We start from the raw sequence: 22830 nt of genomic DNA, 5'->3' as shown, positions 1-22830 counted from the left end.
CTCTAGCAGAACCACTCATAGCGCACACGTTGGTGTAAGGTTTTTGCTAATGCAACGCATCAAGTTTTCGCGAATACGACGCAACGAATTACAGACACTCGGCTGAGATCGGTCGAGAATGTCCGCGATCTGGAGCGAACTCAGGCCATGCGTATACCGACACTCGATCAACTTCGAGTCCATGGCCGGCAGCTTCTTCAGGCACTCACCCAATGCCGCCAGACGATCTTCCGCAGCGTCACTCGGTACTTCGCAGACGTCTTCTCCGAGCTGTTCCATTAGTTCCTGATCGAAACACAACCTGCTTCTTCGGCGGTACTTCATAAAGTTCAATGCCTCGTACCGTGCGATGGTTACCGCCCAGGGAAGAAAATCGGTACTGACATCGAATACGGAGAACTTCTGCCAAGCCGTGACCGCCGTCTGTTGCAGGACGTCTTGCGCGTCGGACGTATTCCGCACTAGGCCAAGTATGTAGCCAAAAATGCGCTGCTGATTGGCGCTGAAGAAGCTTGCAAATAGGTCTTCCTTGGAGGACATCTGCCACGCCTTGTCGCTGGATAAGATAAGTCAGAGCAGTCTTAGGAGGTAGGAAGTAGCCATTACACAAGCACGGCGACTACATTCCCAATGGGTTACGTCCGGTCGCAGATTATTTTCATCCGCGGAATTCGACCTAAATGCAACTAATACGAGACTGCGGGTATTTTCCGCTGATTGTAACACAGCGCGCTCCGTCGAGGACGCCCGGCGTGCGGAACTCCGCCGCCGCCCATCTGGAGATCGCCTCCCATCTGCAAATCTCACAGTTTCTCACAGTTTCTTTCCGCTTCGAATGAAAAAGGTGGGCCACTGGACATCTCTGGGGTAGGCCAGGCGGCCATGTTGACTCTTCCGGGAGTACTCCGTTCCGAGTACCCCACCACTCGAAGTGTGAAAAGAGCCTAGTCGCCGCTTGGGCTGGGTGCTTCCATTACTCTTTTCAGCTGGTTCCTAGAGGCGGAGATGTCGGACCGTCTGTCGCGTGACTCAGTCCGTTCCGTTGCACGTATCCAAACCGCCTTGGATATCGCGTTATCAGGTGTGTTTCGTCGCTTTCTTTCGGCCGGTTGATTGACGAGGTGCCCCGGTGGAGGCGCCCTAATAGCGGAATCGTGAATCGGTCGTCGCTTGTCTTCGAGTTCATAGTCCATTTTCGCAACTTAGTCGGAGGCGACAGATGTCTCAGTGGTTTAGATCTTCGCTAATCCTCCTAGCTATAGGAGTCAGTTTCATGGCTGGCGGCCTGGCCACCGCGGTTACCATCGATATTCAAAAGGAAAAGTTGGTAGCGCTCTACCGATTCGACGAAGGGACAGGCAGCACCGCCGAAGATTCTGCCGTGCTAGAAGGGGCGCAAACGGCCACGCAAAATCAAGGCAGCATCGGTTGGACCCCCGGTCTAATCGGTGGGGCTCTGAACTTAGATGGCGCTTCATCACTCGTCACGCTCAGCGACGCCCTCACCAATGGAGTCGACGCCTTTACGCTGTCGGCTTGGGTAAAGCTTCCTGCTCCCCCGACCACGGGATACAAGGGTATCTTCTTAATTAAGAATCCCGCGAATACCTGGGGATTGGCGGTAAAGGGCGTCTCTAACGCGCCGGTATATGAGTTCCGCTACGATGCCCCCGCTGAAGGAGCAGGATCGTCAACCGGCAAGAATGGACCCGCCGGCACGGTGGCGACCGACCAATGGCAGCACATTGCGATGACCTGGACCGCCGACCGCAGCCTCCGCGATTTCTTCATTGATGGGGTCGACGTTGGAAATGCTGGGACTTCAGGTGTTCGGGATGACTACAACGGTGGTCTGTCGGGGTGGGCCCTGCACATTGGCGACGAAGCGTGCTGCGCAGGTCGCGAACTCCTTGGACAGGTAGATGAGGTTGCGGTTTGGGAAACCGCGCTGTCAGCTTCCGAAATTCAGTCTATCTATACCAACGGCTTGCTAGGCATCGGCCTCGAAGCACCGATGCCACCGCCGGCCGGCGACGCCAATGACGATGGGTTCGTGGACCAGGCAGACTTCGAGATTATCCGCGCCAACTTCGGACGTGATGGCTTCGCAGAGGGTGTGACCTTGGGTCGCATCGACGGCGACTTGGTCAACGACAACGTCATCGACTTCGACGACTATGGCGATTGGAAGCAGGCTACTAAGGGTCCTATTCCGGGATCGTCCGCCCTTGTGCACGCCGTGCCCGAGCCCTCGACGTTTCTGCTTCTCGTTCTCTCGACCATCGGTTCTGCTTTCGCGGTCCGCCGGTCCACCAATCGCTAGTTTGGACTAACTCTGTACTTCGCACTCTGTTCGATTCAAGAATGCTAAAGGCTCACAAAATGACACTCTTGGCTCTGCAATACACGAGAAGTGTCGCCATTTGGTCTCTCGCTCTGGGGGCGATGGTGGCGACGACGGTGGCACAAACGCCAATTGCCCATTGGACTTTCGATGATCACTTGAACGACTACACGCAAACCACCATCAACGACACTCAAACCTCGGGTGGAGTAAGCGATGCGGTGTGGGCAGACACGAACGCAGACGGCCTGTCGTACACACGAGGCAAGATTGGGGGTGCCGTTCGCCTGGCGGGGACCGCGAGTGACTACTTTCAGATTGCGTCGCTTTCGGAGATCAGCAACACGATCGCTTTGCCAGACGCGGTGGACGCCACGCCTGGAACGGGAATCACCTTCTCGGCTTGGATCTACTCTTTTGGCGGGGGCAGCAGCTACCAAGGGGTGTTGATGTCTAGTGAAGTCACCGACCGAACCAGCGCGAATCCCGGCGTGGATGAGCTCAACCAAAACTGGGGCCTGGCCTACGATCGCGGCAACTTGCGACTCGACTCGCGTTTGAGTGGCGCCGGCGTACAGTCGGCCAATGGTAGTCTGCCAATTGGCCAGTGGCACCACGTCGCTATGGTGTGGGGGGCAGATCAGACTACGGTAGACGATTTCCTCGTTCCGCGACGGATGTACTTGGATGGCGTTCAGACCTCGGTCAGCCTCGACACCGGTATCGCGAAGTTCATATCGAGCGGTTCCTGGCGAATTGGAAGCGAAGCCCTCAATCGCAACTTTGTCGGCCTGCTGGATGATCTCGCAGTGTATGGTTCGGCTTTAACACCAGCCCAGGTGGCTGCGATCGCAGCGGCCGGCAACTCGGGAACGAATGCATCTGGCGTCGCAACTAGCGCGGTGCTCGCCGGCGATGTCGATGGTTCTGGGGTCGTCGATATGGAAGACTTTAACCTGCTCCGAGATAACCTTACGAAGAATGTCACGGCTCGCAATCTTGGTGATCTCAATGGCGACCGACAAGTCGACCTCAACGACTTCCAGGAGTGGCTCGACGTGGCTTCGCCAGCCATGCAGGCCCAAGCACTCGCGTCACTCGGCATGACGTCCGTTCCCGAACCAGCATCCTCGCTGCTTGTTGGCGTGATCGTGGCAGCGGGAGTGGTTCGCCTGCGTCGCACGCTCCCTTGCCGCCTCTTCGCACTAACAACCATGGTGACACTCCTTTGTTGTGCCTCTGGCGGTCCGCTTTTCGCCCAGCAACTAAAGCTTCAAGTCGACCGGCAAAGCGGAGCCTTGTCGCTGACGGGGGCCGACGCTTCGGCCGTCGATTTCGCGGGGTATCAGGTCGCTTCTCAACGTGGCACCTTAGCAGATGCCTCTTGGAACGGAATGAGAGATACCGAGACCGATTGGGTTGTTCTTGGCACGCCCGGAAGCGGCTCTCTCGCCGAAGCGAACTCCAGTGGCGTATCCACCGCTGGTGCCGTTGCGAACAACACGGTCTCTTTCGCACTCGGCAATGCCTACGTTCCATCCTCCGTGCTGGCTGAATTGGCCCTGGGAGTAGATGTCGAAGCGAATGACTTGTCGCTGGTCTACTACGACCAAGTTGCCGGAATCACTCGCAATGGATCCGTCGAGTTTGTTGGTGAGAAGATATTCAACAACATCGGAGTCACTGTCGACCTAGCGAATGGCAGAGCATATCTAGAGAACGAATCGTCAAATGACTTGACCATCACGGGCTACACGATCGAGTCAAGCTTGGGCCTACTCAACGTGGGATCCGGCTATACGGGGCTTGGCGGTTCCTTTCAAACGGGACCTGCCGTCCCCGATGGAAGCGGCCTGGGTGCTCTGGACCTATCGGGCAATGGCATGTTGCTTGCTTCCAGCATGGCGGCCAGCAGCCTTGGAATCGACCTAGGAATTGTTGTCGACCCCAGCCCAGCGTCGCTAGTCTCAGCCAATGGCGATCTAAGCTTCAATTTCATACTCGGTGGAACTGCAGAAGTCAGCCGAGCTGGTTTTGTGAAGTACATCAACATCCCGACAGTGCTTCTCGGAGATTTCAATGGAGACTTGGTGGTCAATCTCGCTGACTATACCGTTTGGCGAGATAACCTCGGGGCGGCGACCGACGACGCACTGATGGGTGCCGGCGATGGAAATCCTGGCGTGGACACAGGTGACTACGATCTTTGGAAAGCGAACTTCGGATCTCAGAGTGGCGCAGGAGCAAGTGCGTCGGTGAATAGTGCACCGGTGCCTGAGCCTGCCACACTGACGGTCTGTGCGTTTGCTGGGCTCGCGTTGATGACCTATGGTCGCAAGCGGTTTCTTACCGTCCGCTAGTAAACGAAAGTGGCAACTGCTTCACGAATTCAGCCGGCCGTGTTCTGGTGGGGATCGGGCAGCCCCCACCAGAATCCAGGCTGCCGCGAGGAGGGAAGCCTTCTTGCGGTAGCCATGGCCGACCCCACTTAAGAATTGCCCGCGTGCGTTATTCCTGCGGGTCATGGAACTTGGAGAAAAGTAAATGCGTTGTCTACGGAAAGAATCGGGCTCCGAACGACGCCGCGGGTTCGCGGCCTTCACGCTCGTCGAGCTATTGGTGGTTATCGCGATTATCGGCATTCTGGTGGCGTTGCTCTTACCTGCCGTGCAGGCAGCGCGTGAGGCTGCCCGTGCCAACCAATGCAAGAACAATCTGAAACAGATTGGCCTGGGCCTTCTCAACTACGAATCAGCACATGCTCGTCTGCCGGCCGGAACCGAAGTCGATGTCGACAAGGATTGCACTGCTCAGGGATGCCGCGGAATTGGAATGTACGTAACCATCTTTCCCTACCTCGAGCAAGGCACGGTGGACAGTAGGGTCACGGCGTTGCTCGACCAACGTACCAACGGGACAGGTTGGGCATGGATGGTGATCACCAGCGCCCAGAGCGGGCTCGTAGACCTAAGAATTCCACTTTACATCTGCCCTAGCACTTCCATGTGGCAGGGTGTGGAGGCTCGTCGTGACTATTGGGGTGTAACCGGTGGCGCTCGAACTCGTCCTTCAGTTCCGCCTCCAGAGCGTCAGCCCGCAGCAACCACCAACCGGGGCGATGTCTTCACCGATGGCGTGTTCATCATCGGCCGTCCTCTCGCACTCCGCAGGGTCCTCGATGGCACTTCGAACACGCTCGCCGTTGGCGAATCCTTGAGCCCTACCTTCGACGGAGGTCCGCCGAACTGGCCGGGGTATCTACGCGGCGAAGACGATGGGTGCGTTGATGCGACTTACGGCCCTGGCAACGAAACCTGCGGTGGGCCCGCGTGCTGGTGGCATGGAGGCGGTGGAAGGCCCAAGGATGTCACGACTCATGGCTACGGACGGGCACTTCGCAGTGTCGACAAAGGCCTCAACACCCAATGGATCAACCCACAATTGGCATCTGTGGAGGGCAACCAACCCTGCTTCAGCAGCGAACATCCGGGTGGCAACGTGCACTTCGTTTTCGTCGATGGGCACGTTCAGGCAATCAACGAGTCGATCGACCAAGCCGTTCTGGAAGCAGTTGCGACATTCGGGGGTGGCGAACCAGTTGCCTCAGTCGATTGATGGCAACGACGTTCCAACGGGTAGCGACCGACGGGTGCTCTTAAAGACTTGGATTCAACGACTATGGCCTTCGGCTCAAGATACAAATTCTCAACTCCATTCAGGACGCTTAGTGTCCTTGTGCTGGCGGGGATTTTTGCGCTCAGTACAGGCTGTGACAACGGACCGGAAGTTGCACCGGTACATGGGCACGTAACCTACAAGGGGACACCAGTACCAACCGGCACGGTCACATTCTACCCGACTCAAGGAGGCCGGCCGGCTGTCGGTAACATCAAGGCCGATGGTAGCTACACGCTCTCGCGCAAAGAGCCTGGAGATGGTGTAGTAGTCGGCGAGTACACGGTAACTGTGGAGGCCAGAGAAGCCGTCCAACCCGGCGATGTCCAGCAAGCAAAGTCACTAGCTGACGAAGCAATGGCGGAGCCGATCGGCAAAACAACATCTCCCCCCAAGGACCTAGTGCCCGCCAAGTACTCAATGGTCGAAACTTCCGGGCTTACCGCTACTGTCAACAGCGGCAGCAATCAAATCGACTTCGACCTGCCGTAACTTCACCTTCCAATTCGTTGACGCAACGCGACTTGGCAATCAAAAGAGGGATATCGAGTGTACTTGTTCGGCTTTCTACCAGCAGCCCGTCGGCGGCGCGTGCACTCAACGCTGGCTCCTTGTGATCGCGGCCCATCCTTCAATGCGATGCTTCTACTGTTGTGCCTCGTCTTCTGTTGCAATCCAGTTCGGGCAGCCGCACTAGAGTCGCCCGACGGGGGCGTGCGACTTGACTGGGAATTAGTAGAGAGCGATGCGTCGGCGCAATTGACCTACGATGTCACTTTCAAAGGCAAGCCGGTGCTAGAGGATTCGGAGATCACCTTCAGGTCGAAGGATGGTGGCTTTATCGGCAGGCGTCTGAAGTTGAACCAAGCGTCGGAGGAAACTAGCCACGATAGCACTTGGAATCCGATTTATGGCGAGCGAGAAGAGATTCGGGACCACTATCGCAGCATGTGTATCGATGCCGTTGATCTGGCATCAGGGCATCGCGTGCGGATCGAGTTTCGTTGTTACGATTCCGGCGTTGCCTATCGAGTGACACTGACGGGACCGCAAGAGTCCACTCCGATCCGTATTGCCGAAGAACTCAGCAAGTTCCGATTCACCGCTGACCATGTGGCGTGGTGCGCGCCGCGAGCTCAGGATCGCTATCGAACCCGTCATCTCAGCAGAATATCTGGACGCGTTGAACGCCCGTTAACGATTGAAGCCGATGGTCAGTTTTTCGCCGCCGTCGCCGAAGCAGGTCTAGTCGACTATGCCACCATGCAGCTTCGCCGAGATCATGAGGACCCACATTGTGTGGTTAGTCAACTTGGAGGGCCTGTTGAAGCCGTCGGTGAATTGCGCACCCCTTGGCGCGTTGTGATGCTCGGAACCAGCGCCGGCGAGCTGCTTGAGAATAATCATCTCTTGCTCACTCTTAACGATCCTTGCGCAATCGAAGATACCTCGTGGATTAAACCCGGCAAGGTCCTGCGTGAAATCACACTCACCACCGACGGGGCCAAAGCTTGTATTGACTTTGCGCACAAGAACAACTTTAGCTACATCGAATTCGACGCCGGATGGTACGGCCACGAGTACTCGGATGATTCGGACGCGACGCAGGTGTCGTTAGACAAAGCTCGCTCGCAGGGGCCGCTAGATCTCCACGGGGTTATTGACTACGCCAACCAACGGGGTATCGGCATAATTCTGTACGTCAATCGACGGGCGCTAGAGAAGCAGCTCGATGATATCCTGCCACTCTACAAGAAATGGGGGATAGCTGGCGTTAAGTACGGCTTCGTCAATACGGAGACGCAGGAATGGACCACATGGCTTCACGAAGCGGTCAGAAAAGCAGCCGATCATCAGTTGATGGTAGATGTTCACGACGAGTATCGCCCCACGGGATACTCGAGAACTTACCCCAATCTGATGACACAGGAAGGTGTGTATGGCGATGAGGCCACGCCGAGCAGCGACCAAGCCATCACCACGTTGTTTACCAGAAATCTAGCCGGGGCCGCCGATCACACCATCTGCTATTTTGATTCCCGCGTCGAAAAGCATTGGACCCATGGTCATCAGCTCGCGAAGGCTGTCTGCACCTACTCCCCTTGGCAGTTTGTGTACTGGTACGACACACCACTTCGGGTTGGTGAGGATGGCATGCCCAACCGGAGCCGAATAGTCGAGTCGCCTGAGCTCGAATTCTTCGCGAAAGTTCCAACGGTCTGGGATGAGACACGAGTTATCCATGGAAAGCTTGGTCACTACGCGGTCATAGCAAGACGTAGCGGCACCGAATGGTTTGTCGGTGCTATGAATGCAGAAAATGAGCGTGAACTGACAATGCCTCTCGACTTTCTAGATCCGTCGACGGAATACGACTCTCGCATTTATAAAGACGATCCAACATTAAACACCTCCACCAGAATACGCATTGAGAACAAGGTGGTGGATTCCACATCATGCCTATCGATGAGGTTGCAACCAAACGGCGGGCAGGCCATCTGGATCAGGCCTGTTGAGACTTCGGAAGTGGCGGCCCGTCCTTCATACCAACCTCGCCACCAGTCGTCCAAACGTGAAGGCGCGCCCGCTGACTAACTCGGTGGAGTTGCACAGGCTCGACCCGGAGACAAGTATCTCGAAGATGAGGTCTGCGCAAAGGTTTGCCGCGCGAAGAGCTGAAGATAGTAAGAAGCGTCAATTCAAACGAGAGTGATGAGTACATGGCAGGACGAAGCCGCTTGTGTGTCGAACTGCTGGAAGCCCGATATCTTCTATCAACGTTTTATGTCGATGGCATCGGTGGCAGCGATTTGCAGACGACCGGTTCGCTTGTCTCGCCATTTGCTACAATCCAGCGTGCCGTCACCTTCGCGCAACCGGGCGACACCGTTTCTATCCGCGAAGGCGTGTACCGCGAGCAAGTAGAACTACTGAGATCAGGCACCGCCGAAGCGCCGATCACTTTCGAAGCGTACAACGGCGAAGAAGTGCTTGTTACAACCACCGAGCTTCTATCCGGGTGGACACTTCACGCGGGCAATGTCTACAAGACAACGTTTGGCAATGCGGGAAAGGATCGTAACTGGCTGACCCTGTTTGTCGATGGCGAACTGATGAGCGAGGCCCACTGGTCGGACCAAGGTGGAAACGTCAATGAACTCAATAAGGACGAATGGGCAAAGACGGAGGGTGATTCCTTAACGACGATTCGGGACAACTCCCTTATCGGCCTGCCAAACGATTACTGGGACGGTGCCTTCGTGCACGTCCAAACTGCCAACTGGCAGCTTGAGACCAAGCGCATTGCCAGCTTTGACGGTTCGACGGGAACCATCACGGTGGCTTCGCCGTTCTTCTACAATCCCGATCCCGGCACGTGGTATCTGATCTACGATAGTCTAAACGCACTCGATGCGCCCGGCGAATGGTACTACGACGCCGAGGCTGACGCGCTATACCTCTACGCGCCCGAAGGAGGAGACCCGGATGGATACTCCGTCGAAGCCAAGGTTCGCGACGAAGGCTTCGACCTCAACGGCCACGACTACATCCAGATCAAGGGGATCGACTTCCGTAGCGGCGACCTTGCCATGCAAGGATCCGACCACGTGCTCCTGCAGGGCGCGCATGTCGTCGCTCCTGACCGCGGCTTTGGACCTGAGGGGAGCGGGGGAGCCCGGGCGTTAGAGGTAGACGGCGACAACAACATCTTCCGCGACAATGAGTTCGAGCGAGTGTGGACGCCCACTCTGAACGTGTCCGGCGCTGACAATCAGATTATTAACAACTACTTCCACCACATTGGCTACAACAACTCCAACTTCGCAGCGGTCCAGTTGAATACTGCTGCTACGCGAACGCTCATTAGCCATAATACGATCACGGAGGTCGGCCGTGCCGCGCTGGGGGGTGGAGGCGGGCTTCAGACCGTAATCCAGTACAACGATATCTCTGAAGTGGGCAGGATCTCCGATGATGGGGGGGCGTTGTACTTCGGCAACAACTCGTTGGGGAATATGATCGTGCGTCACAACGTGATACACGACAATTCTAACCCCGAAGCCTGGGGCATTTACTTCGACAACTTGTCGTCGGACGTGGCCGTCCATCATAACATTACCTACAACGTCACTCGCGGCGGACTGGCGAATCTTTCCAATAGCTTTGTTTTGTGGTTTAACAACACCCACTATGGCGATTCGCTTGGTGTCACTGCTTTTCGCAATCCCAACTCGCCAGACATCGCGGCCGGCTCGCGGTTCTACAACAACATCTTTGCGAATCTTGATTCTGAGCTTACCGGGGCTGGCGACCCTGCTGTCGCCAGCAACAACTTCTTCAATATCTCCACGTCGAACTTCGTCAACGCCGGTGCCAGAGACTTTCGGCTGGTGGGCACTTCAAACGCCATTGACATCGGTCGCGAGATCGCAGGCATTACGGACGGATTCGTCGGTGCCGCGCCGGATGCCGGAGCTCTGGAATTTGGCGAATCGATGTGGGAATTCGGTCACAACTTCGCTAATCCGCCAGCGCCGGAGTACGAGTGGGTGGCGGTGCCTTACTCCAATCGGGTGCTTAACCCCGGCTTCGAAGTCGGACTCACGCACTGGAGCGTCACCGCCGGTACGCTCAGTACTTTTCCTGGAAACGCTTGGAACTATGGAAGTCAGGGGTTGGCGTTATTCGGCAATAACGCCCTTGAGCTCTCAGCGGGGGGTCGTATCGAGCAGACCATCTCGGGACTGGCGCCCAACACCCTCTACGAAGTCTCGGCGCAGGCAAGGCTGGCTCGTGACTTGCAGCTAGAGAACTACGGCATGTCCTCTGGCTCCTTTAGCTCTGGAAGTCACCGCAATGAGTCGTACATTTCCGGCGTGGACAGCGGTGAATGGATCCGCCTCGACGCTGTCGATTTCGGCGCGGGGAGTTCACTCTACGACCGGATAGAGATAGGCAAATCACAGAATAGCAGCTTGAGTATTGCACTGCGGCTCGGCAACCCGACCTCCGGACAACTGCTAGGCACTCTCATCGTACCCAGTGGCACCGAAGGGTGGTCGATGACTCACGCCGATGTTGCCGCCGTCACCGGTATTCATGATCTATATGTTGTATTCCTCGGCTCCGGAGGTGTGAATGGCAAGTTTGACCGCCTGCGTCTGCTGGATACGAACACTAGTGAGCGCGTTACCCTTGGGGTGAGCAATTATGATTCGTTGGGCAGCGAGGCTTCAGTCGACATTGGCTCTGCCTACTGGAAGGGCACCTCCGACAGGTTTACTTTCGTCACTGGTCCCCATTCTACCACGGCAACTCTCTACCTTGAGAAAGGAAACGGCAGTTTCAACGGCTATGTCGACTTTGTGGCCCTCAATGGGGAAGTCTATTTGCCAAGCCAAGCAACCGTCCTTCAATTGATTGTGGATCCGGCGACAGGGCAAACGGTACTCCGAAACAATACGTCCAGCCTCATCTCATTTGATGCCTACAGCATCACGGACACGAACGGTTCACTCCTGCCCGCGGAGTGGCTCAGCTTGCAGAAGCAACAGTACGACGCCGGCATATGGAGGGAAACGACGCCCAACGCTAGCCTGATTGCCGAACTGACCACCGATAGCCACACCACGCTTGCGCCGGGGCAAACCATCTACTTGGGGAGGGTCGCCGATCCGGCCCTTATCGAGAGCTTAACCTTCGACTACTACCTTTCCGATACTCAGTCGGTCACGCAGGGCCTAGTGTTACTCGGAGACACCGGCGCGCCGCCCTTACCCGGGGACTTCAATAGCGACGGCGTGGTCAACTTAGCCGACTATACCGTGTGGCGAGATCAGTTGGGGGCCGACGTCGCGTCGTTCGCCACCGCGGATGGAAATGGTGACGGGCGAATCAACGCCTCCGACTACCTGATTTGGAAGCGGCAGTTTGGCAAGAGCGTTCCCGTCGTCGCTTCAACCGCTAAGACTCCGGTCGCCGACGCGCTAACTGCTGCCCCGATCACGACCGATGCGATCACACCAGATGGCGCGCGCGTGAGGCCTGGATTCCATAGCGAGGGGATAGATCGAGTTGCGAGTGTGGGCTCTATCGGCCAAAATAGCATTCGTAGCAGCCACAGTTGGCCGACTGCAGATGTGGATCGAGCTTCGGCCTTCGAACTTAGATCGGCGGAACTCGTGCTATTTCGAACTATGCCCGAGGTAGCGATTTCCGCTGACCTTGCAACACTTTTCGGCATCAGCGAACACCACGCCACTGGACGTACTCAGCTTGACCAGGCGAGAGACATCGCCTTTGAAGAATGGCATCAACCCTTTCTTCAGACTTTCCGGCGCGGCGGCATTCAACCAAGACTCTCTTAAGTGGCAGTTGCGATGAGATTTGTAACAACTCTACTCGGCGTCCTTCTACTACTTGGGATGTTCGACAGACAAGATGCCTTTGCTGTTGAGGCGCAAACCGATGTCCGCGATGAACGCATGGAATGGTGGCGAGACGCGAGGTTCGGCATGTTCGTCCATTGGGGTTTGTACTCGGGCCTCGCAGGGGAATGGGACGGTAAGCCTGTTGGGACGAAGGGAAACATGGAGTGGATCCAGCAACGCGTCAAGGCCGACACCGCTACCTACGCCGATCGGGCCCTGCCGCTATTCAAGCCGAAGCCTGGCTTCGCCACTCAGTGGGCTCAGCTAGCCAAACAAGCAGGTTGCAAGTATTTGGTGTTCGCCACCAAGCATCATGATGGGTTCGCTCTGCACGATTCCAAGGCGACCGACTTCGATGCCGGTTCGGAACTGCAACGCGATCTAGTTCGCGAGATTGTCGACGCATGTCGAGCGGAAGGCTTGAAGGTGGGATTCTACCACTCGGTCATCGACTGGCACCACGATCAGTTTGCCTATGCCGACTCCGAGAGCATTCCGCATCCCTTGCGAGGTCAACCTTATCCGAATGGAACGAGGAACCACGACGAGTACATCGCCTTCCTTCATCGACAAACGGAAGAACTGGTGACCCACTATGGCCCGATCGACATTCTGTGGTGGGACTACAGCGTCGAAGACTTTGAGGGCGAGAAGGCATGGGATGCATTCAAATTGATCGACTTGGTGAAGCAGCACCAACCGTCCATCGTTATGAACAACCGCTTGTTCCGACGACCAGAAGCGGGACACTCGGGAACGAAGCACGCCACTGCGGTTTCACCGATGGACCCCAAGTACGGCGACTTCACCACGACTGAGCAGCACGTTCCCGATGCCGGACTTCCTGGAGTGGATTGGGAGACGTGCATGACCTTAAATACCACTTGGGGTTACAGCAAGTTCGATCACGACTGGAAATCCGCGGACACACTCGTAAAGACATTGGTAGACACCGCTTCGAAAGGGGGAAACTTCCTGCTGAACATCGGCCCCATGGCCGATGGTACCGTTCCCGCGGAAAGTGTTACGTCACTGAGGGAGATCGGGGAATGGCTTCAAGTGAATGGCGAAGCCATCTACGGAACTTCCGCCAGCGAATTGAAGAAGCCCGCATGGGGTCGCATCACAGAGAAGCCAGAACTAGGCGCACTGTACCTGCATGTCTTTGACTGGCCTGCCGAAGGCACGCTGGAGTTGCAGGACCTTTCGGCGCACTATTCCACTGCCGTTGCCTTGAATGGGCATCAGCAGATTCCCATGCGACTGGGGAGCAAAGCACTGGTGCTCGATTTGTCCGACGTCGAACAAGGCCCGCTAGTAACTGTCATTCGCCTCCAAGCGAGTAAGCTCGACACCCCGCAGGTACCGCCCAGAGAGAGTGACAAACGACTGCATTCCGATGGCTCGCCTTGGGGGTACAAGCACACTGAGAACGCTGACCCGAAACTGCCCCGAGTCTTGTTAATCGGCGACTCCATCCTCAACGGCTACCGCGAGCATGTGGTCAATGATCTAGAGGGAGAAGCCATCGTCGATGCTTGGTTGAACCCGCACTACCAATCCGAGCAGCTCAACAAGCTCCTCGGCGAGATCCTAGATCAGGAAACCTACGATGTCGTTCATTTTAATGTCGGCCTGCACGGTTGGCAGGACGGTCGGATTAAACCTGGCACCTTCAAGCCATTGACGCGTGCCTACGTCGAAGTGATCAAGGGCAAGCAGCCCCGCGCCAAGCTTATCTGGGCGAGTAGTACCCCCGTTACCATCAAGGGCAAACCAGAGGAACTGGACCCGGAGATCAACCGAGTGATCGTCGGACATAATCGAATGGCCGCCGAGGTGATGGAAGAACTTAACGTGCCCGTCAACGACTTCTATGGATTGCTCGAAAGTAGACTGGACCTAGCGCGAGGGGACAGCTTCCACTGGAAGTCGGATGCCTACAAGCTGCTTGGTGAACAAGCCGCTAAATCGATTCGGAAATTGCTTGTAGAAGACTCTGATCACGCACGATAGGCAGCTCCCGTCCCGTCGAGGTGGCCGAGCCCCCTCGAACAATCTTGTGGTGAACGCAAACCTAACCCGTTGTCGAGACGAGGGTTTCGTGAGACGAGTCGGGTACTCCTGCCATACGCCCTCACGCGATGACATTTCATGACACCAACAGGCACACATAAACGCCGCCTGTGATAGGGGCGGCGTCGAGTGGTGGCGGCAAGAATCGAACGAGGGGGCTGTCAATTGCAACCTACTTACCGCTCAAGGAGTTGCAACTACAGTCGAACGCTTGTTAGGAGACTGTCAGGAAATTTTGACACACCAGATATCTTGAGATGGCCGTTGTTGACGTTCGACTTGCACGCTTGATGGAGGCTTGGCCATCGCTGCCTAGACACCTCCGAGACGTCATTGCAGTGCCAACCCAACGCCCAAAACAGTGCTTTATTGAACCTATTGGTTACCTTGCACATGGAGCCGCATGAGTCCGTAGGCCGCTAGCACCCCTGCCAACCACATGGGTGGCTCGGGGACGGAGTGGGTACCGGACGATGGGAGCGCTGGAGGCGAGCCTTGGCCAAGGTGAGTCTTCCATAGCTGGTAGTCGGCGGTGGTCACACCATCGACGCCGTCGCCATTGTAAGCAATACCTGACTCGTCAGGTGCGCCGAGATTGTCCCGCCACACAGTGAAATCGGCGATATTCACCACGCCATCACCGTTGAAGTCGCCTGGCGATGACTGTTGTCCGATTAGTGACTGCATGGCGGTCGCAAAATCGTAGCCCATTTGCAACTGCCCCGCTGTATCGTAGTGGACGACATCTGGGAGTAAACCGTAGTCGTCCGTCACGATCATCGCGGTCCTCGGCACCACGGCCGCAACCGACGCTTGTGCGGCGCGGACTGCGGCGAGACCATCCTGATTGGCAGGAAGACTGTCGGCTATCTGACCAATCACAAAGGGGAGGTCGTCATCGAAAGTGCTACGGACATCGGTGATGAAGGTCGTCAAGTTCGTTTCGTAGTTGACAGACTGGGCGCCGGTGTCGCTCTCGCCCTGCATCCAGATCATTCCCGCCAGCTTCACTTCCGTCACCGCACCACCATCAGGAAGACCACCGTTGATGCTTCTCAAACCAACGAGGACACGGTTTTGGAATGCCTTATAGATCTCTCCGTCGCCAATGGTGGAAGCATTACCGTTTGGACGCCATTCGTTATAAAGATTGGTACCGCTGTTGCCGTACTTGATAATCGCCACTTTCTCACCGCGGGCGGCGTAGAACTCGCTCATCGACTGCCCGAAGGACACCTCGGGGCCAAAGCCTCTGGTGCCCGAGGAGCTATCTACGACGAATCGCGACTTCCCAGGCACCAGCCATCCGTACCCAGAATCGTAGATGGCAGTGGAATGGCCGTCCGAAGCAGTCCAGCTGAATGCGACGTCGGTCTGAGCGTTTTGCAGTTCGACAGGTAGCTGCCGGGGATCGCCACGCCCGTCCGCGTTGGACTGGCCGCCGACGAGAAACACGTTCACCGTGACCGCCTCCACCCGGCAGAAAGGAAACAGCATCGCGACAGCTATTAACCAACAGCTCGAGCGGATAACGCCCATGCGTGACTTGTAGAAGTGAATGTGAACGGGGCATCTGAAGCGTAGCGGCATCATATTGGTCGATCTATCTCCGGTAGCGCGGGTCCACTGTAGGACTTTCGACTAGTCTTGGCATGCGGTAGGCCTATCGCGCACCGTTTCGAGTTTCTACGAAAGGCTTGCCTCCGTCCCAACTAAGGAGAATCTCCAGGGAATCGGTAGGTTCGTTGATTGTGAACACAAGTCCTGAAGCCTTGGGGCTGTTGTACTTCTTCGGAGCGTGCCACTTGACCTGCGTATCACTGATCGACTCACCGGCTGAGATGGCCACCGAGTGTGTTCCAAGAATCACGCCGTCTCCCTTTTGTTTGCTCGTGAGCACGAACCGGCCCTCTTCGTCCAATCGCCCACCTGATGCTCTGGCACCTTCGGGAAAAAATCGCACGTACCCAAACTTCAAAGGCTTGCCATCAATGAGAACCCGCCCAGAGACAGGTACTCTTTCAAACTGCTCCCCACTGCACCCGGCAAGTACGACGCTGCCAAGAAAAAGGATACACCACCATTGAGCGATTTTCGTAGTCATAGCCTATCAATGAAATACTTGATCCAGAGTAAGTGTCGAGAATCACACCAGTCACTTTGATAGGATCTCGAGCTCTTCGCTGGCGAGCGTGCCGTACGCGTGGTAGGTAAGTTGATCAACCTCGTCCGTTATAAACTGCACACTGCCATCCCCTAGCGAGAAGTTTGCACCGGTCGGATGCTCGCTTCCAAAGGCGCCGTTCGCACCTTGGGTGAAGCCCGAGGTGACGATAGTTCCCTCGCCAGGAGGCGTATTGAGTGGATTCTCGGTGCTTCGCAGACCGTCAGTGAACCTGGCCGCGAAGGTCCATATGTTGGAGGACTGCCGGGTGTCGGGGGCTTGCACCTCGCCGAAGAAGATCGAGTTGCTTAGCCCATCGGTTACCTGTCGAAGTTTTACCGGTCCTGCATACATAAAGGGGCCGGTGTTCTCACATTTCGCCGTGGTGAAATTATTAGCGGGGCCGAGCATTCCCATCATGCCCGCATAGTTGCCCGTTGCGGCCTGCAGGTAGCCGCCGAGTGGCTGGTCGGGGTCCGGATGAAACGGCACCGCCGTCGAGGAGGGGCAAACAACCATTTGGGGACGTGACTGAACCACTGCTTCGCGGCTCACGACCCGCTGCCAACCGTTGGGTCCGACCCAAAGGGCTGGGCTGTCGTCGATGTGCAAGTTGTCGTGCAACTGTCCCAACTCAGCGAATGGTAGAATCTGAACCAATGCGCCGACCCGGCTCTTTAGCGGGGCACTAGGGTCGCACACTTCGGGGTACGTGTTACCCAATGGCAGGCTCTTGTTGGTATCTTCGTAGCTCAAGATTGCCAGCTGGATCTGCTTCAGGTTGTTGGAACATTGCATTCGGCGAGCAGCTTCTCTAGCTGCTTGCACGGCAGGCAGCAACAAAGCTACCAACACCCCGATGATGGCAATAACGACCAAGAGCTCTACAAGGGTAAAGCCAAATCGAGCTGCGTGCTGCTGTCTGCAAATATTCGACGTTGCTGACATCTAGAAATGCTCCGTGTGATTCCAATTCCAAAGAGTCCATTCGGCTCAAGCGTCCTAACGCCCGCCACAGGATGACAATGTGCATCCCGTGGCGGCGTTAAGAACAGCGGCGTCTGCCCTACGCCAGTTTCTCTGTGCGATGTATCCGTAAGCCTACGGCTTGATCACGATCGACCGCGATGCCTGACCGTTCTCAGTAGGGCCAGCATTGCGATGCTGCCGGCCCACCACGCTGCTGGTTCTGGCACCGCTTGCGTTTGCGCTGATAGCGCCGCGGCAGAGGCGGATTGACCGAAGTTAGATTTCCACACTTGATAGTCTTCGGCGGTAACTCCGCCTCCGTTTCCATTGAAGGAGATGGCCGACTCATCAACCGCCCCAAGGTTGTCCCGCCAGACGGTATAGTCAGCAAGATTGACCACGTTGTCTCCGTTGAAATCGCCGGGGAGATTCTCGACCACGGGGAGCGCCCCGTAGACCACGATGCCATCGATGGGTGTGAGTTGGCCGGCGAGCTTAAACTGAAAACTCAGATCCTGATTGCCGTTGATGTCGAACAGGGATCCAAGGTTGAAAATAGTACCGGAGTTCAGGAGCGAGCTGCTATCCTTGTTCAATTCGGTCAGCCGGCCAGCGCTACTGTTCGCCTCCTCCCAATTTCCTGCATCGGTGCCTTGGTCGGATAAACTGTTCCACTGCCCGTTTCCAGTCCGCAGGGAGCCCGATGCGGAAGCGATGGTGTACCCATCTATGGCGGCTGAGAACGACGACTCGTTTTGAAAGGCTGCCTCGCCCGTCACCGGATCCACGGTAAGCACGACTGTGTTGCGTTTTCCGACGAACTCAACTTCACCCGCGAAGGTCCGACCATCAGGTCGCTTGTACTCAAACACCAGATCTTCGAGCGGAAGTTGACCGATCTGGGTGGGGACAACTGGTATGTAAGCCTCGCCCAGCGAAATGGAAGTATTCATCCCGATCGACGAACTGCCGTGTGGGTTCGTTTCGTTCAACTGGGTAGGCTTTGGGTTTGATTCTTGCCAGCCGGCTACGAGGTTATCTTGGAAACTGCGCCAACCGCTATTGCTGGCGTTAAAGACTTCGGAGCCGGAGCGAATGGAGTACCCATCGATCTCCACGGCGGCGCCATTGCCGTTGACGATCTTCAGTTCACCCGATTGAAGATCAACCGTTAGTTTCAGCAATTGCTCCAATCGGAGTTCGACGAGGGTTCCGTTGGTGCCGCCAGCTCGGCTGGTAAGCACGTACTTGAGGCCGGATGGAACCGTGGGTGAGTTGACGCTTGCAAAGGCTCCGCTGAAGTTTGTGGTGTCAAACAGAACCCAGTTATCTCCGGCAGAGGGAGTGTACGACCCGAAATCTGGCGCCAAGGTGCCGCCCAAGCTCACCGTGCCATCTACCACGATGGGAGTGTGGGTGGATGCACTGAATTGAGGAGCGAAGGTCCCACTGGCAGCGATCGAGAGGTTTCGGCCCACGGTGATATCTGCTCCGTTCGCATAAGCGAGTGAGCCACTTACGCCCCCGCCGATCGTAAGATCGCGGGTCACGGAGAGCATGCCCCCTGATTGCACGGACAGCGCGCCAGTCCCTGTAACTCCTACTCTCACATCGCCAGTCACTCCGCTTCCGCCCGAAGGATCGACCACGAGGTTGCCACCCGAACGGATTTCGAGGGTACCACTTTCGCTGGCCGCGCCGCCGAGTATCACACCTCCAATCGCGGGAGGCATGCTATTCACGAATGCAGTCCCTCCATTCGATATGACCGCATTCTCCCCGAACGACCCCTGGGGGACGAACATTCCGTTGGCGCCGTTCCAGTTCGGGTCGGTCGCGAATGCATTTCCGGTCCACCAGTTCGCGACACCTCCGTTTTGCCAGTAAACGGGAGTTTGACCGGAAGAGTGCTGAGCGGTGATTCCTGTAAGCAGTAGGGTTAGCACCAGAAAACGGTGCATATAAGGCGTCATTTTGCCTTGGCTCCTGAGAGAGTGTGTATTGGATCCGTGTTGCGTCGGCAAACGCTTCCGCCAGAGTGAGGCTCTCTTGGTCAGAACCTGCACGTGACGAAAAGACAACGTTTAGGCTTTACGTGAGCGGGTCCGTAAGACGACTCCCGCAGTTAGTGCCAGCAGCGATAGGGTCACCAACGACGACGGCTCCGGCACAACGTTCGAAAAGAGCGTGCTTGAGTTCTGAGGTGCTTCTTTCCAGATTTGGAAGTCCGCAAAATCGACGATACCATCGTCGTTCAAATCCCCGTCTTCTCTTAACGCCACGCTTTCAAACAGGTTATCGCGAATAATCGCGTAGTCGGCGTCGTTCACGACACCATCGAGATTCACGTCGCCTTCTGGAGGCACCGGAACTCCGGAGAATAGAGCAAACGCATTCAGTAGAGAGCGGTTGCCCACAACCGGTTCATTTCCATCGATCGTCAGATTCACCTGGCCTGTGTTGTCCGCGGTGAACCAGTATTGAACACTTGCTCCTCCCTCGACACCCGCGCCAAAGGATTCACTGCTAACGGTTCCATCAGTGACCCCACGGAACTTTCGAGCGTTCTGATTTTCTTGGTGCATCAGTAGTTGCACGTAGTAGTCTACGCCGCTCGTCAGCCCCGATAGCGTGAGCTGGATGTCGTCAGGAGTCCGGTTGTTGCTGGAAGAGACCGATCCGATCACCTGCCCCATGAGAGTACCGAGATTGGTGTCGCCACCAGCGGCCCACGCTGTGGTTTGGCTCGGTAGCTGGACGGCGACCCCACCCGGATTGTTCCAAGCCAATGTTACCCCATTGGCGGAGACGGATCCCGAGAGGCCGCCTGCCGCTAAGAACAGCGTTCCATCTACCGTGACGTCGGTTACGTTAGCGTCTCCATGGTTTGATGCCAGAACATAGCTTCCTGAATTGTTATGGAGGAGCGTTGCGCCCGTCACCGATCCCGGCTGCACGTTCGAAACCAGGAACGATGCTCCCGTAGCAGTAGCACAAAAACACAGCGTCCCAGCTCCCATAAGCACGCCCAACGACGCTAAGGTTCGTCGTAACGAGTTCGACAATTGCAAGTCCACTACTATTCCTCCCGAGTGATAGGCTCTTAGAGTCAGGCAGGCTGAAGCCAAGAGGCAAATAATAAGTATCTTTCCGAATCAACTAACACGATAATTAGCCATGCGTTCCGACGGTTTCAGCCCCGCCGGCCTGACTACCAACATTTATTTCATGGACAGCGGCAATCGGGAGAACCAGCTCTTCCCGAGTCCAATCCGAGTTGCAACGACGGATAGCGGAATACAGCTACTTAGCCTAGCGGTAGGTAATTTAGCTCCTGAATCGCCACATCCCGAAGCCACCAAGGGCTAACACAGCCAGGACCCCAGAGGTCGGCTCGGGCACTGCCGTGTAGACCGAAACCGCGTTGAGCACTGCTCGGTTACCATTGTTGACTCCGTTACGCGCATCTAGCGTGAGCACGACTTGCCCACTGTTGTCTGCCGTAAAGGAATAGACAACGGACGCCAACCCTTCGACGCCTGCACCAAACGCCCCGGAACTCGTGGATCCGTCGGTGATTCCGACAAACTTGCGTGCTCCTTGTCGGACTTGCTGCATCAGCAACTGAGCCCTGTATTCCCGTCCTTCGGTTAGGCCGGAAAGGGTAAGCTTAAGGATTGCATTTGCATCCTGATTGGAACCAATCACATCCGCGATCAGCTTGCCCAGATCGGGGTCGCTTGCGTAATCAGTGAGGGCGAGGCCATCGGTGAGCCCGACCGGGGCGTTCCAAGAGATGGTTACGCCGTTGTTCGTGACAGAGTCAACACTCCGCGATGTTGCGCCTGCCTTAAATAGCGTTCCATCGACGACGTAATCCGATCCAGGCAATCCACCGACATTCGCGGCAACGACGTACTGGCCCCAATCATTCTCAAGCACTGCCGCGCCGGTTGCGCTGGCTGGACTAAAGTTGACCGGCGTTGAAAACACGCCACCGATCGCGGCGTTGCTGCAACACAACAACAACATGCTCAGTACGATGCCTGGGGCAGAACCGCACGTTGCAGTTCGATTCTCGACGTTACTCTTCATTAGTTCTCCTTCATCGATGATAAGCTCAGAAAAGCAGAGAATGGCCAACCACAGCCATGGAGGCACGCATTCAAGGACACCACTGCGCCTTGCGGAGCAATGAGCTGAACACGTACTCCGGAGGGAGTTCCATCGGTACTGAAATACGCTGTCACTAGCTCCGAGAAACCACCTGGCTAGCGAGCAGTGCTCCTTTAATGGAACCGACTTCGAGTATTAATGGACGGTATGCGGGATGGGATATCCCCCCCGACACGATGTAACCGCGGGACCACTTCCTTTTTGCCAATTGATCTTTGAAAAAGTTGGTAAATGCAGAAAGTTCCTTGAAAGCGGCAGGAGGAACCGGTTTGCCGCATCCCGGCGAAAACTGTCCTTAGACTTCCACAATGCTGTATTTTCTCAAGATTAATTGGCAAAATGTGGCTGCAGTTGCGGTAACCAACCAGGGAACCGGTATGCATCGGAATAGGCAATTCGTGGATCACAAGCGAGCGCAGCGGTGTTGCAGCGAATAGATATGTGCGAGATGGCCAACAAAAGCGATAAAGAAACGGACGACAATCGCTTTGTGGCAATGCTTACCACGAGCCAGCCCAACTTGAGGGCGTTTATTCTTAGTATGACCCCATCACAAGGGGATGCAGACGATTTGCTTCAGGAGGCAAATATGGCTCTCTGGTCGAAGAGGCATCGCTTCTTTGACCTGAACGTCGAGTTCATCCGTTGGGCGCTAGGTTTCGTCACTCTGGAGATTTTGAAGTATCGCAGGCGTGCCGCGAACTCTCGATTGTGGCTTGGTGAGGAAGCCATCGAGAAGCTCGCAGCAGAGTGGCATCAGAATGATTACTTTGCGGACGATTGCCACGCTGCTCTCCAGGATTGCATAAGTAAACTGCCTCATCCTCAAAGAAGCGTCATCGAGGATCGGTATATCAGGATGCACACGACGAAGCAGATCGCCATCAAATCCGGTAGACCGTTGAGCACGATCTACAAGATCGTGAACCGGGCTCTACTGTCGCTCCGTGACTGCGTTGAGCGTTCGAATCGCCGATTGGACCATTGATGGATAG

Annotated in this window: 14 protein-coding genes; 8 read left to right on the top strand and 6 right to left on the bottom strand. The window is 56.1% G+C overall.

Annotated features, from left to right (window positions below):
• Positions 1 to 15: 15 nt before the first annotated feature.
• The gene (locus tag SH292x_RS22445) at positions 16 to 540 is read right to left on the bottom strand and encodes a sigma-70 family RNA polymerase sigma factor (protein ID WP_442483257.1); all 525 of its coding nucleotides are present in this window, start codon (positions 538 to 540) and stop codon (positions 16 to 18) included.
• Positions 541 to 1273: 733 nt separating this feature from the next.
• Between SH292x_RS22445 and SH292x_RS22440 the strand changes: the two genes are divergently transcribed.
• From SH292x_RS22440 to SH292x_RS22410, 7 genes are all read left to right on the top strand, one after another.
• A complete protein-coding gene (locus tag SH292x_RS22440; protein WP_442483256.1) occupies positions 1274 to 2323 on the top strand; it encodes a LamG-like jellyroll fold domain-containing protein in 1050 nt (349 codons plus the stop codon).
• Between the two features lie 59 nt (positions 2324 to 2382).
• The gene (locus SH292x_RS22435; RefSeq protein WP_442483255.1) at positions 2383 to 4704 is read left to right on the top strand and encodes a LamG-like jellyroll fold domain-containing protein; all 2322 of its coding nucleotides are present in this window, start codon (positions 2383 to 2385) and stop codon (positions 4702 to 4704) included.
• A gap of 184 nt (positions 4705 to 4888) precedes the next feature.
• Positions 4889 to 5959 (top strand): DUF1559 family PulG-like putative transporter, encoded by a 1071-nt coding sequence (locus SH292x_RS22430; protein ID WP_442483254.1) that lies wholly within the window; start codon positions 4889 to 4891, stop codon positions 5957 to 5959.
• A gap of 63 nt (positions 5960 to 6022) precedes the next feature.
• A complete protein-coding gene (locus SH292x_RS22425; RefSeq protein ID WP_442483253.1) occupies positions 6023 to 6511 on the top strand; it encodes a hypothetical protein in 489 nt (162 codons plus the stop codon).
• A gap of 147 nt (positions 6512 to 6658) precedes the next feature.
• Positions 6659 to 8614, top strand: a complete 1956-nt coding sequence (locus tag SH292x_RS22420) for a glycoside hydrolase family 97 catalytic domain-containing protein (protein WP_442483252.1) — start codon at positions 6659 to 6661, stop codon at positions 8612 to 8614.
• A gap of 125 nt (positions 8615 to 8739) precedes the next feature.
• Positions 8740 to 12387, top strand: coding sequence for a carbohydrate-binding protein (locus tag SH292x_RS22415; protein ID WP_442483251.1), 3648 nt, complete (start codon positions 8740 to 8742; stop codon positions 12385 to 12387).
• Positions 12388 to 12444: 57 nt separating this feature from the next.
• Positions 12445 to 14466 carry an alpha-L-fucosidase gene (locus SH292x_RS22410; protein ID WP_442483250.1) on the top strand — a complete coding sequence of 674 codons (2022 nt, stop codon included), beginning with the start codon at positions 12445 to 12447 and terminating at the stop codon, positions 14464 to 14466.
• 435 nt (positions 14467 to 14901) lie between these two features.
• On the opposite strand, the gene SH292x_RS22405 is transcribed toward SH292x_RS22410, so the two are convergent.
• The 5 genes from SH292x_RS22405 to SH292x_RS22385 all read right to left on the bottom strand — a co-directional run bounded on the left by SH292x_RS22405 (position 14902) and on the right by SH292x_RS22385 (position 21754).
• Positions 14902 to 16023: a sialate O-acetylesterase gene (locus tag SH292x_RS22405; RefSeq protein WP_442483249.1), complete on the bottom strand. Its 1122-nt coding sequence runs from the start codon at positions 16021 to 16023 to the stop codon at positions 14902 to 14904.
• A gap of 658 nt (positions 16024 to 16681) precedes the next feature.
• The gene (locus tag SH292x_RS22400) at positions 16682 to 17638 is read right to left on the bottom strand and encodes a DUF1559 domain-containing protein (protein ID WP_442483248.1); all 957 of its coding nucleotides are present in this window, start codon (positions 17636 to 17638) and stop codon (positions 16682 to 16684) included.
• A 164-nt stretch (positions 17639 to 17802) separates the two neighbouring features.
• The gene (locus tag SH292x_RS22395) at positions 17803 to 19401 is read right to left on the bottom strand and encodes a hypothetical protein (RefSeq protein WP_442483247.1); all 1599 of its coding nucleotides are present in this window, start codon (positions 19399 to 19401) and stop codon (positions 17803 to 17805) included.
• A 342-nt stretch (positions 19402 to 19743) separates the two neighbouring features.
• Positions 19744 to 20736, bottom strand: a complete 993-nt coding sequence (locus tag SH292x_RS22390; RefSeq protein WP_442483246.1) for a hypothetical protein — start codon at positions 20734 to 20736, stop codon at positions 19744 to 19746.
• Between the two features lie 250 nt (positions 20737 to 20986).
• The gene (locus tag SH292x_RS22385) at positions 20987 to 21754 is read right to left on the bottom strand and encodes a hypothetical protein (protein ID WP_442483245.1); all 768 of its coding nucleotides are present in this window, start codon (positions 21752 to 21754) and stop codon (positions 20987 to 20989) included.
• Between the two features lie 529 nt (positions 21755 to 22283).
• On the opposite strand from SH292x_RS22385, the gene SH292x_RS22380 reads away from it, so the two are divergent.
• Positions 22284 to 22823, top strand: a complete 540-nt coding sequence (locus tag SH292x_RS22380) for a sigma-70 family RNA polymerase sigma factor (RefSeq protein ID WP_442483244.1) — start codon at positions 22284 to 22286, stop codon at positions 22821 to 22823.
• Positions 22824 to 22830 lie beyond the last annotated feature (7 nt).

Origin of the sequence: Aeoliella fuhlenseeensis (assembly GCF_052161615.1) — a bacterium.
Lineage (GTDB): Bacteria > Planctomycetota > Planctomycetia > Pirellulales > Lacipirellulaceae > Aeoliella.
Note: the sequence above shows the minus strand (reverse complement) of the source record. Positions and strands in the feature narration are given on the sequence as shown.